Genomic DNA, 11,834 nt, shown 5'->3' with positions numbered 1-11,834 from the left:
CCGATTCCGAGATGAATCGGCTCCATGGGATCATATCGGGCACCGCTGGCGCGGTGCCCTTGCCCTCTTCGACTTTCAGCCGCAGCTCTCGCCGTCAACAATCTACTTCGCAAGAGCGATAAACGAAATATCCGGTGTTTCTTTCGTGAATTAGGCTTTCTCCACCGTAGCCAGACCGCATTATGCTCCAGATTTCGCACTTTCTACCACGTATATTAACTGTTTCTGGAGTTGGATCTGCAGAGCTCCCACTATACGTCTCCGCGAGCGGTAATCGGAGAATCTCCGAGTCGTCACTTTCGCCGATCTCTAGGGAATGACCGATCTCGTGTATCACGAGTGAAACCCGCGGCAACCAGAAGCGTGGCTGATCCGGACTAACGGTCACGCGGGAGTAGATGTGTTTGGCGGAACTGTGACCGGAAACTCTTCTCTTGAACCAGCACCCCGTTCCGCATAGATCCCGTTCGGTGCCTGAGAGTCCTCGACATACTCGTAGTAGTAGGCCCCGATGCCACTGTCTGCCCAGATATCGGGTGAATCGACGATGACGTATTTTGGTATCTGGCTCGCTCGGAGACGAACCTCCAGCCCGGTTTCGTCCATCGTCCCGAGGTACTCGGATCGAATCACGCTCCCGTTGGCAGTGTACAGGTAGACCGATACGTCCTCGAAGGTTGGATCGGTCATACCCGTATGCTCAACCGTCCCGTTGAGATAGAACCCTTCTCCCGTTGCAGTAATGTTCCCGGTGATACCCACACCACCACCTGACCCGTTCGTTAGACAGCCAGCTATGAGGACCAGAGAAGCAACCACTGCGACGGAAATCAAATACTTCATTATTTCTGATAGTACTGTTCGATGCTCAGCAATTATTCGATGCTATAGACGAAATAGGCTGTATTGTCGCGGTAAATGAGAGAATCTTCGTCGTATCCTCCTCGCATTATACTCCATTCGACTGGTCTCGCTCCTCGAATCTGGAGTGAGCCGATGCGTTCGGCGGAACTGTGACGGGGAACTCTTCCTTCGAACCTATTGTAGACGACGAGTACACTCCGTTAGATTGCTCTGCCCTCTCAGTTCGCTCGTAATAGTTTACACTGATCGTATCGTAGGTCCAAAATTCAGGTGAGTTGACAACTATGTATTCTGGGGCCTCAGTTGCGTTCATCTTGACTCTGACGGAGGCCGATTCATCCACCGTTCCCAGCCACTTTGAGGCGACAACGGATTCATTCTCATCGTAAAGATAGATTGTCACGTTTCTGTGGCTCGATTCGGTGAGATCAGTGTGCTCTACTGTTGCCTCCATCTGAAAGTTTCCGTCGGTAGTAATGCTATCTAGTGTTATTCGGATACTACCGCCGTCGTCGGAGAGACAGCCACTAACTCCAGCGAGAAGTACGGTAATCAAGAGTGCTCGACGGTACTTCATTTGTTTTGACCGTATTTTTCTATCGTCAATAGCTCCTCGATGCTATAGGTGAAATATCCCGTATTATCTTCGTATATGAGTGATTTGCCGTTGTAACCCGACCGCATTATGCTCCAGACATCTTCGTTGGAGCTCCGGATGGTTACCCTTTCGGGCGTATTGTCCTGAGATCCGCCACTGTACGTCTCACCCATCGGAAGCGGAATGATTTCCGCGTCGTCGTTCTCGCCGATACGCAGGGAGTGACCGATCTCGTGCATCGCGAGGAAGCCGTCGGCGAGTCTGGTCGCGTTACTGTACGGCGACTGCGCGCTGGTCTTCGCTTTCGAGTTCGAGTAAGGTGCCGTACAATCCCCGGTCGTCTATCCGCTGTATCCGTACTGCAGCGTCTCCGTCGATAGTCTTGAGGAGGTTAGCAACTTGCTGTGCCGGCTGCGCCTGCCTCAGGAGTACCGCTACTGTTGTTCCCCACCTCGGCGAAGATTGAGATCATCATGCGTCAACTGTTGCGTGGTTGTTCGACACTCAATAATTCATTGATAAGATGGACAAAATTGACCGTAGCGAACGGCTGGTCCGGGTTTTCCACCTCCCCCTGCTCATGCACTCCTCTACTTGATTACTCACCAAACCACGGATCTCGATTTCTATTCAGACACTACTGTAGCCTTTCGATATGAGACTCGTCGATTAGCAAGTTACACTTGACCTTGAGTTCGGTGGGACTGTGACCGGGAATTCTTCCTTCGAACCGACTGTGTGCTCTGAATAGATACCGTCTGGTTGCCGAGAGCTCTGTGTCAACTCGTAATAGTTCACACTAATCGTATCGAATCTCCAGAAGTCTTGAGAGTTGATAATTATATATTTTGGTGTCTGGCGCGCATTCATTGTTATCGGAACATCAGTTGATTCATTCACGGTTCCTAGGCATTTTGAGGTGATGACGCTTCCATTCTCACCGTAGAGGTAGAGTGTAACATCACGATGAACCGGTTCTGTTAAATCTGTGTGTCCGACAGTGGCGTCCATTCGAAAACCTTGGTCCATGGTGACATTTTCTAATGATATTTCGACACTACCACCATCATCTGACAGACATCCACCTACTCCAGCAAGGAGAACAGTCAATAGTAGCACTCGGCGAGTATTCATCCGTCTTGGTCGTATCCTTCGATAGTTAGCAGCTCTTCGATGCTATAAACAAAATAAGTCGTCCCACTTTTATTTATGAGTACTTCGCTATCGTAGCCAGAGCGCATTATATTCCAGTCATCTTCTCTGGACCCTCGAACGAATATCCTCTCCGGTGTTTCGTCCGAAGATCCGCCACTGTACGTCTCACCCATCGGAAGCGGAATAATTTCCGCGTCGTCGTTCTCGCCGATACGCAGGGAGTGACTGATCTCGTGCATCGCGAGGAAGCCGCCGGCGAGTCTGGTCGCGTTACTGTACGGCGACTGCGCGAGGCCGCGGTTCGTAACACTACTGGCGAGGTCACGGACCTGCGGCTGGAAGATCATGATCCCGTTGTCCGGGAAGCCGGGATAGACATCACTGGGATAATCATCGTTCGTTCGCTCGACGTTCCACGCGGTTTCGGTCGCAATGGACCAGAAGTGCCTGTACCGGCGATTAGACTGGTCCGTCGTCGTTTCTGCCCACGATGTCGATTCTACCACTGATGACCTGGATCTGAGATCCGATTTCGACTGTTCCGTCTGTTATCAGATCCTCTAACTCTCTGTTCATCGCTATCAGCACAGTTCCCTGCCCGACATCCAATAGGAGGTGTTCCTCTTCGCCGTTTTGTGATGGCTCCAGGTCCAATCCGATTTCTACGACTTCGCCGGTCAAGATCGTGTGCCACTTAGAGAGATCCGCTCCATCATCGCCTGGCTGGGAGATTCCCTTCTTTTCAGAGGTGATGATATCTACATCGTTTATTGGTTGTGCCAGAAGTACGAGATCAACACTTTCCCCTCGATTGTCCCGGGTGACATGGTCTCCGTCTTGGTACATCTGATACATCGCTGAACCAACGCTCACGCTCACAGTTCTCTCGTACACCTGTCCACGGTATTCTGCGTCTGCGACGACATCGGCGACTTCACCGGTGAGTGATGCTGTCATCTAGTTATACTCCCCTGGACGTGCTGTGACAATGAATCCGTTGTCACCAACGATCACGGTGACATGTTCTCCGGTATTTCGTTGGTACTCAAACGCCGTCCCTTTCGGGTTCGAAGTCTCGTGCGGATCCCCTTCCGCGACGGTCTTCATCACAAGGTCTTCTATATCTTCAGGGGTACTGATACCCGTCATATTGTAGAACTGGTCAGACTTCCCGTGACGCGATAGGATGTGTTCAAATCCGGCCGCATCGTTTCCTTCTTCTAACCAGATAACACTACTCTCTAACCCGGGGAGACTACTATCAGCGTCTTCTACTCGACGGGTTTCACTTAGGTCGCCGTTATTTTCTGGGACACGAAGGAGCGTATCTGCGTTCGGAGCCTCGGATCGAGTCAGTAACTCGCTCAGGCTCTGGAAATCAGCTTGGTCAACTTTTCCAGAAGCGAGGAGTTCACTCAATCGTTCGATATTGTCTCTATCGAGCAGACCCTGGTCGTACTGACGGCTGATCTCTGCAACCTCGTTTGCGGATAAACTATTCTCGGCGAATAACTTTTCAGTAGTTTCTATATTTAGGCTTGTAAGTAACTGGATGGTTGGCCCAGGTGCCTCGTCTACAGTGTCCCAGGCCATCTGCTCGTCTTCGAGCGACTCGATGGTCTCGACGGCATCATCGACGTCTTCCTCACTCACGTCGGGGTCGTCGAGCGCTTCGACTAGCGCACCGGGATGCTCCTCGTCCTCCAACCCACCGTCGGTCATCACCCGCTTGGTCGTCTCGGAGGCGTCGTCGTGGAGGAACTCTCTAGCTGCTTCGAGTTCACGGCGGCTGTCGATGCCCTCCAGGTCCTGGGCGGTCGCTCGCAGGATGGTATCGCCGACGACGACCACGAAGACGAGTTCCGGGTCGTCGACGGGACCGGTGATCCCGATACCGACGTTCGGCTTCACCCCGGAGTCGTCAGATTCGGGCAGGGTGACGCCGATGGCGTTGTCCGGTTCGAGCGCCCGGCCGATATCGTCCAGCGTCACGTCGTCGTCGGACGCGTCGATGAACTCCCAGCCGCGGCCGGTCTCGATGGCGTTCGACCCGGAGTACTCGCCCCGCGGGAGCACGAGGTCACCGAACTCCGTGCCGTTGTACCGTCTGACAACTTCGGAGAGCGGGACGGAAAATTCTCCACGCTCCTCGCCTCCCGGCCCCGAAATATCGACCACCATCCTGTTTTCGAGGATGTACCCGGTAGAGAGGAGAAGGACCCCTCCAGTAACGAGGAATATATTTTCTGAAGACGCGCCGCGCCACAGAGCTTCCCTCCCGTACTCGTATGACGCATTCGAGATGGCACTGGGTCCTGCCTTGCGGTGATTGATCAGGTACTTAGCCGACGTTCCATTCTGATCGGTAACGTTCACCCAGTGTCTATCCGGATACTGATCGGCCAGTCCGAGGAACCCACCACTAATTGGTTCGAAATCGTATCCGTAGTAGTCCGGATACTCGGGACGTTCTTGGTCGCCCTGTTGCGCCCACGCGACGGTTGAGCGAGACGGACGCCAACCGATCCCTTCGTAGTACGGATTGGCTTCGATCGTATCTTCCGTGACCTTGGAGTCGTCGACGATCTTGAGACGACCTTCACGCCGCGCCGTCAGGAGGAACTTTACAGCCGGCGGGGTGTCGTCGATCGTCGGTCGCTCGTCGTACGCATCCGTCAGACCGTCCTCGTCCGTGTCGTCGGAGAGTGGGTCGGTCCCGATAGTTCGTTCTTCGAGGTCGCTCAGCTGGTCGTCGTCGGAGTCCACTTCGGTCGGGTCGCTGACCAACGGGAAGATATCGCGCTGAACACTCGTCCCGTCGACATCCTGACCGACGGTCGTCATCGACCGGAACTCCACCGACTCGTGCAACTGGTCGCCGTCGGTGTCGGGGTTCAGCGGGTCGGTCGTAATCCGCGTGAAGTTCCCGTCGATCTGGGTGGGGATACCCTGGAACTCCTGGCGGTCGGGGAAGCCGTCCTGGTCAGAGTCGCGGGTGTCGGCCCGCTGGATCGGACGGGTGGCCAGCGTCCCGGCGATGTCGTACCGCACGTCGCCGCTGGGGTCGGTGTGGGCCTGGAACTTCTCGGCGTCGTCGGGGATCACGTCGCCGTCCGAGTCGACCTTGCGCGGGTTCGAGTCGACGTGGATCGTCCCGTTGGCATCGTGCGTCGCGTAGCGGTAGGCGCTGCCGCTGCGGTTGATCGTCGGGACGGTCCAGCCTTCGGTCTCGGTGTCGTCGGTCAGCCCGTCGCCGTCCGTGTCGACCTTCGTGGGGTTGCTGTGGATCTGCCAGTTCCCGCCGGTGATCCGCTCTGAGAACGGCTCACCGTCGGTGACGATTGTGAACGCGACCGAGCGCTTGACGATCGAGCCGACCTCTTCGCCGTCGGAGAGGCCGTCAGCGTCGGTCTGGGCGTCGTTGGGATCCGTCGAGAACGGAGCGACCGTGACCGGCAGCGTCTCGTCGGTGAACCCGGACCGTTCGGTCGCATCGGTCAGGCCGTCACCGTCGTCGTCGGTGTCCGGGTTCGTGACGTTTGCCCCGGCCTTGAGTCCGACCAGCAGTCATCCGGGAGTCGACGAGTTTGGCGGGACTGGGACGGGGAACTCGTCTTTCGAGCCGATCACTTCTTGCACGTAAGTAGATCCTCCGTTTTCAATCTCGTAATAACTCACACTGATCTGGTCGTAGGTCCAGAAGCTTGGAGAGTTGATTATTATATATTCCGGAATCTCCTTCGTGCTAACACTAACATTCAACGACGATCTCTCACTGAGAGTCCCGAGTTCCTTAGATATGAGAACAGTCCCATTTGAAGACATAAGGTAGATACTAACGTCACTGTGTCTTGCGTCGGTGTATCCTGTATTGCTTACCTTCCCAGTGATAGTGAATCCACTGTCAGTCGTATTCACGGACCCTATGAAGCCAATTTGACCACCATTGTTCGAGGGGCATCCGCTCAAAAATGACAGGCAAACAACTAGAAGAATGCCAATAGCTCGTTTCATGATTTCTGATCGTATTCCTTGATAGTCAATAGTTCCTCGATGCTATAGGAAAAGTATCCAGTACCGTTTCTATAGATGAGACTTTGGCTGCTATATCCAGAACGCATTATGCTCCATATCTCGAATTTTCCTCCTCGGATCCTTACCCTCTCCGGAGTGTCATCAATACTACTTCCACTATACGTCTCTCCCATCGGCAACGGTAGAACCTCCGAGTCGTCGTTTTCGCCGATCTCAAGTGAGTGCCCGATCTCGTGCATCGCGACGAATCCGCCGGTGAGTCTGGTCGCGTTACTATACGGTGACTGGGCAAGTCCACGAGTCGTCACACTATTGCCGAGATCCCGAACTTGCGGTTCGAAGAGTATGATCCCATTGTCCGGGAACCCGGGGTAGACATCACCCGGGTAATCCTCGTTAGTCCGTTCGACGTTCCACGCGGTCTTGGTGGTGATGTAGTTGCGAATATCCTTTGGCACTCTGAGAACCACGAGTAAGGCTTCACTCGGGTAAGGTCCGACGTACATATACAGGTCTGTATCCAGGTTGTTGTCTTGTCGGTATGTTCGGCCGAATTCACCGTCAACAGTCTCGTCCGGTCGAATATCGACCGGGGCCCCGTAGATGCCGAAATTCGATTCTATGTTCCGCTCCCAGGTACTCGAATTCAACGTCTGCCTCGTGAACATCGAGAAGTCAACTTCGACGGAGAGATCCGGTTCAGGCGTGTTGCTACTATCGGTCGGATCCGTTCCCCACTGCAGTTCCCCGATATGGACGTTCGAGTGTTCCTGATCGGTGTCGCCGTCGATGTCTGCGCCGATTCCGGGGACAGTATTGTTGATCTCGTGGATCCCGACCTGTGCCTGTACGATCTCCGAGCCTTCGATACCATCGCCAGATTGGAGGTGCTCACGGTATAGCACCACATTATCCGTGCGCTCGGTTACGTTGTAGACCCCGATCCAGCCGTCCCAGTAGCCGTCACCGTCGGTATCAGGATCAGTCGGGTCTGTACTATATACTTCGCGGCTGCCATTGACTTGGACGCTCACACCATCGATTTCTTGCCCGTCAGTCAATCCGTCGTCGTCAGTGTCTGGGTCCCACGGGTCGAGTTGATAGACGTATCCGTCGTCGATCGGGACCGAGTTACGTGGTGGGGACTCGTAGCTCGTCACCTCCACCTTGTTCGGGAGCCAGTAGTCTGTCCGTTCTGTCCCATCAAGCGCGGTGAAGTTGAACCGGTCGAGTCCTGATTGGCTTTCATCGGTCACGAAGTCGAAATCGTCAGTCGCGTCGGTGAAGTTCGGATGTTCGACGTTGTCGACTCCCGGTAACGAGTCAGTCCGGAGCCCGAGCTCGGCCTTTAGACGCCACTCTCTCCAAGACTTGCCCTGGAAGGCCCGTTCGAACTGCCGTTCACGCTCAGTAGTGACACCGTAGGTCTGGACTGCTTCCGGATCGGTATGCGTGTACAGTTTCTCTTGGGTGTCGTTCAGCCCGTCACCGTCGGTGTCTCGGATGGTCGGGTTCGATGTTACCGAGATATTGCCATCGCGGTTCTTCGATGCGGGCGCCCACCGATAGGGCTGTCCCGACCGATTCATTACCGAGATATTCCAGCCCGAGACCTCCTGATAGTCAGTAAGTCCGTCGCCATCCGTGTCGACAGTGGCGGGACTGCTGTTGATCCGCCAGTAGCCACCAGTGACGGACTGAGAGACGCTTTCCCCATCGATCTGGATGGAAAACGCCACGTCACGGGTATGGACCGAGCCGACCTCCCGACCGTCGGAGAGGCCGTCACCGTCGGTGTCGTTATCGTCTGGATCCGTCGTGAACGGCTCAACCGTCAGTGGGAGTGTCTCGGCCGTGAAGCCGCCGGTCTCGGTGCCATCGGGGAGCCCATCACCGTCGGAGTCGACACCGCTGGTCGTGTTCGTGGCGACCCGGGAGCAGACCCGCGGGAGCTGACTTGCGTTGTCGGCGAAGTACGAGCGGCCGCCGGTGGTGTTGGCGATCTCGCGCAACAACTTGGCGTTCGCGTCGCTGAAGCCGACCGTGTAGAGGGTGATGTCGCGTTCGGCTGCCTCGACCGAAAGGTTCCGAATCTTGTCGGCGTTGCCCGGGCCTTCACCGTCCGTGAGCAGGACCGTGACCTTCTGCCGGTCGGCGCTGCTGTTGGCGTCGAATTCCGCGAGCGCCGTGTCCAGCCCGTCCGTGAGGTTCGTTCCTCCCGATTGGTCCAGAGCGTCGATACTCTGGTTGATCGCGGTACGGTTCGTCGTCAACGGCGTCTCGAGCTCGGCGAAGCTATCGAAGTCGACGACCGCTGCCCTGTCACCCTCGACGAGCGCGCTGACGAACCGCTTGGCTGCTGTCGCCCGAAGGTCCGCCGGATCGTTCCACCCCATCGACGAGGAGGTGTCGAGGACGAACGCGACGTCGAGCGGATCGACCGTACTTTCGTTCGTGTCCGTGCCGCCGCCACGCTCCGGGTTCGGGACCGTCGTGAACCCGTCTTTCCAGCGCTCGGTATCGAGCACCGCGTACCGGGACAAGTGTGCCGTCTCGGCGGTGACGGTGTTCTCGTCGGTATCGATAGTCGAGTTGACTGGTTGGAACCCCTGGAACGACTCGTTCCAGCGGAACACGGCCAGTCTCGATTCGTTCCCGCGCGGCAGGTCGGTTTCCTCGTAGCCGAACGTCAGGTTCGCCGACGAGAACGGCTCCGAGGACTCGATATTCACGACCGGAGAGACGGCTACCTCGCGCAGTTGGGTCGTGTTGAACCGTCCAGTCTCGTCGGCGCTGATACTGATAGCTCCCGCGACGTTGCCCGCTCCCGTCACTCCGACAGATACGTCTGCGTCGGCGTTCCGTGCGACCGTCGTGTAGGTCTCGTTGCCGTCTTCGATGCCGTCGTCGTCGGTGTCCGGGTCGAGTGGGTCAGTGTTGAACGGCGACTGTCGTTCTTCACCGTCGAGCAGACCGTCGCCATCCGTATCGGGATTCAGCGGGTCGGTCCCGTTGGCGAGTTCTTCGGCGTCGTCGAGGCCGTCGCCGTCTATGTCGGCGTACAGCGGATCGGTCCCCGCGGCCATCTCTTCGACGTTCGTCAGCGTGTCGTTGTCGGGGTCTTCCCGGCCGTCGCCGACACCGTCGTCGTCGGTATCAGGGTCCAGCGGGTCGGTCTTCGTCACCGATGTCTCGTTGCCGTCCTCCAAATCGTCACCGTCCGTATCCGCAACCAGCGGGTCGGTCCCACGTTCCAACTCTTCGAGCGTCCCGAGCCCGTCGCGGTCGAAGTCCGCGCGGCCGTCGATCACGCCGTCGTCGCTCTCGTCGCGTTCCGTCTCGGCCGAGTCGCTGTCGGGGTCGAGCGGGTCGGTCCCGAGATCGGCCTCCACGGACTGGTTCAGCCCGTCGCCGTCGAGCAACAGCGTCGCGGTCGCGCGCCGAGTCCGTCCGCTCTCGCCCTCGTTCCCGGACGCCCCGCCGTCGTCGGCGATCGCGACGGTAACCGTCGCCGTCCGCTCCGAGAGCCGGACGGGCACCGCGACGGTGCGGTCGTCCATCGGCGCGTTCCGCAGCCGGTCGACCGACCGGGAGAGCCGCTGCTCGCCGTTCACGGAGACCGTGAGGTTCCCGAGCGTCCACGGCCGCGGGTCCGAGAGCTGGACCAGTACCGTTCGCGTCACGGGTTCCGAGCCGTTGCGGATCGGGTCCGACCGGTCGACGATGGCGAGCCCGGGGTCGGTCCCCCGGTCGAGCATGCGCAGCGCCTGCTGGGCCTGCTGCCAGCTGGTCCGCGTCGCGCGGACGGCGCTGGCGTACTACCGGATCGCGCGTCGCCCCTCCGAGTCGTTGGCGCGGGCCAGTCGCCGCTGTGCGCGGTCGAACTGCCGCTCGGCGTTGTCGACGTGCGCCTCGGCGCTCCGCCGGAGGCCCTCGTTGTCGAGTTCGCCCTCGGTCTGGTTCAGCGCCAGCCGGGCGTCCAGAATCGTCCGGTAGGTCGTCCGGTTGTCCGCCAGCGCGACGTACCGGCTGGCCCGCACGGCGGTCACGTTCGCCTCCGAACGAGCGAGTTTCGCCAGCGCCTGGACGCCCACCGCGTCGTCGGTGAACGACCCCATCGACGCCAGCCGGACGGGGTCGCGATAGTCGGCCAGCGTCCCGTTGATGCGGTCGAACGCCCGGTCGCGCGACGACGCGAACCGCCTCTTCTCGACGGTCGCGTCGTCGATAGCCGCCGCGGCTTCGGCCTTCAGCGCGGCCGGCGGCCCCGCCGGGACGTTGCCCGCGCCGGCGAGCGTCGCCTCGTTGCCCGCGGCCGTGACCGCCGCAGACCCGCCAGTACCACCCACGACAGGGGGAATCGCTGCCAGTACCAGCATCAGCGCACACCCCAGTGCCCCGATTCGGCCAAGTGGCCCCATTGTTCCCGCTCACTGATGGGTTGGTTATAATTGTGTTCCAGATGGTTGTAATTGCCGATAACACCAACGAAATTACACTATCGAGTAAACAGTCGCGACCCAACGGCGTGGTGTCCGGTGGGTAGAGTCGGGACGCCACCGCCGGACCGACGGACCACCGGCCGGACCAGTAGGCCACCCGCTGGGCCGACGGACGATGGGGTCGACTCGACGAACAACAGAAACGACCGACCCGAGGGCGACCATCCCTGTGAGAGTCCGGATCGGCCACGACCGGTTCGACCGCGCCGACCGGGCCGTCAGTCGTCCATGCGGACGGGGATCCACCAGACGCGGCTACGGCCGCCGACCTTCTTGCTGGTCACGTCGGTCTCCGCCTGGAGGTCGTGCAGTCGGTTCAGGGCGGTGCGGCGGGAACAGCCCAGCGCCTCGGCCACCTCGCTGGCGGTCAGCGGCTCCGCGTAGTCGCTGCGGTCGCGGAACACCTCGATCACGTCCGACTCGGTGTACTGGGTCTCGCGGCCGGGGTCGACCATACCCGAGGTAGGGCCGCTCGACTCTTAGGAGTTCCCACGAGGGTACCGCCCGCCGGGTCGCGCGTGCTGGCGCGGACCGTGACTCGACGGCCGCGCTGCTCACCCTGCTGGTCGGTATCGCGGCCGTCGTTCCGGCGCTCCGGTAGGACCGAGTACCGGCGAAGGGGCGATTGTGCGTCGCCGTCTCTGCAGCGCCATGAGAACGTTCGCCGATAAATTACTCGT

The 11,834-nt window shown here is 58.5% G+C and carries 10 protein-coding genes; all 10 read right to left on the bottom strand.

Annotation, left to right across the window (positions count from 1 at the left end; translation table 11 throughout):
* Positions 1-384: 384 nt before the first annotated feature.
* Positions 385-843, bottom strand: a complete 459-nt coding sequence (locus ACMGFG_RS23485; protein ID WP_436932719.1) for a hypothetical protein — start codon at positions 841-843, stop codon at positions 385-387.
* Between the two features lie 106 nt (positions 844-949).
* Complete coding sequence (locus ACMGFG_RS23480) at positions 950-1,318, bottom strand: hypothetical protein (protein WP_436932718.1); 369 nt, start codon at positions 1,316-1,318, stop codon at positions 950-952.
* A gap of 119 nt (positions 1,319-1,437) precedes the next feature.
* Entirely contained in the window at positions 1,438-1,701 is a 264-nt protein-coding gene (locus ACMGFG_RS23475) for a hypothetical protein (protein WP_436932717.1), read from the bottom strand.
* A gap of 891 nt (positions 1,702-2,592) precedes the next feature.
* A complete protein-coding gene (locus ACMGFG_RS23470) occupies positions 2,593-3,123 on the bottom strand; it encodes a hypothetical protein (RefSeq protein ID WP_436932716.1) in 531 nt (176 codons plus the stop codon).
* Positions 3,077-3,574 (bottom strand): hypothetical protein, encoded by a 498-nt coding sequence (locus tag ACMGFG_RS23465; protein WP_436932715.1) that lies wholly within the window; start codon positions 3,572-3,574, stop codon positions 3,077-3,079. Before ACMGFG_RS23465 ends, ACMGFG_RS23470 begins: the two co-directional genes overlap by 47 nt.
* Positions 3,575-5,722 (bottom strand): hypothetical protein, encoded by a 2,148-nt coding sequence (locus ACMGFG_RS23460; RefSeq protein WP_436932714.1) that lies wholly within the window; start codon positions 5,720-5,722, stop codon positions 3,575-3,577.
* A gap of 462 nt (positions 5,723-6,184) precedes the next feature.
* Positions 6,185-6,631: a hypothetical protein gene (locus tag ACMGFG_RS23455; protein ID WP_436932713.1), complete on the bottom strand. Its 447-nt coding sequence runs from the start codon at positions 6,629-6,631 to the stop codon at positions 6,185-6,187.
* Positions 6,628-10,410, bottom strand: a complete 3,783-nt coding sequence (locus tag ACMGFG_RS23450) for a vWA domain-containing protein (protein WP_436932712.1) — start codon at positions 10,408-10,410, stop codon at positions 6,628-6,630. The genes ACMGFG_RS23455 and ACMGFG_RS23450 overlap by 4 nt, the downstream gene beginning before the upstream one ends.
* A 60-nt stretch (positions 10,411-10,470) precedes the next feature.
* A complete protein-coding gene (locus ACMGFG_RS23445) occupies positions 10,471-11,031 on the bottom strand; it encodes a hypothetical protein (RefSeq protein WP_436932711.1) in 561 nt (186 codons plus the stop codon).
* A gap of 341 nt (positions 11,032-11,372) precedes the next feature.
* Entirely contained in the window at positions 11,373-11,609 is a 237-nt protein-coding gene (locus ACMGFG_RS23440; protein WP_436932710.1) for an HTH domain-containing protein, read from the bottom strand.
* Positions 11,610-11,834 lie beyond the last annotated feature (225 nt).

This window comes from Halosimplex halobium (assembly GCF_051414055.1).
In the GTDB taxonomy this organism is placed as follows: domain Archaea; phylum Halobacteriota; class Halobacteria; order Halobacteriales; family Haloarculaceae; genus Halosimplex; species Halosimplex halobium.
This window is presented reverse-complemented; position numbering and strand designations above follow the sequence as displayed.

Excerpts from the sequence above, each read along its gene's own strand:
- ACMGFG_RS23485 (WP_436932719.1), bottom strand. The coding sequence starts at position 843 with ATGAAGTATTTGATTTCCGTCGCAGTGGTTGCTTCTCTGGTCCTCATA.
- ACMGFG_RS23480 (WP_436932718.1), bottom strand. The coding sequence starts at position 1,318 with ATGGAGGCAACAGTAGAGCACACTGATCTCACCGAATCGAGCCACAGA.
- ACMGFG_RS23445 (WP_436932711.1), bottom strand. The coding sequence starts at position 11,031 with ATGCTGGTACTGGCAGCGATTCCCCCTGTCGTGGGTGGTACTGGCGGG.
- ACMGFG_RS23475 (WP_436932717.1), bottom strand. The coding sequence starts at position 1,701 with ATGCACGAGATCGGTCACTCCCTGCGTATCGGCGAGAACGACGACGCG.
- ACMGFG_RS23455 (WP_436932713.1), bottom strand. The coding sequence starts at position 6,631 with ATGAAACGAGCTATTGGCATTCTTCTAGTTGTTTGCCTGTCATTTTTG.
- ACMGFG_RS23465 (WP_436932715.1), bottom strand. The coding sequence starts at position 3,574 with ATGACAGCATCACTCACCGGTGAAGTCGCCGATGTCGTCGCAGACGCA.
- ACMGFG_RS23440 (WP_436932710.1), bottom strand. The coding sequence starts at position 11,609 with ATGGTCGACCCCGGCCGCGAGACCCAGTACACCGAGTCGGACGTGATC.
- ACMGFG_RS23450 (WP_436932712.1), bottom strand. The coding sequence starts at position 10,410 with ATGCTCGACCGGGGGACCGACCCCGGGCTCGCCATCGTCGACCGGTCG.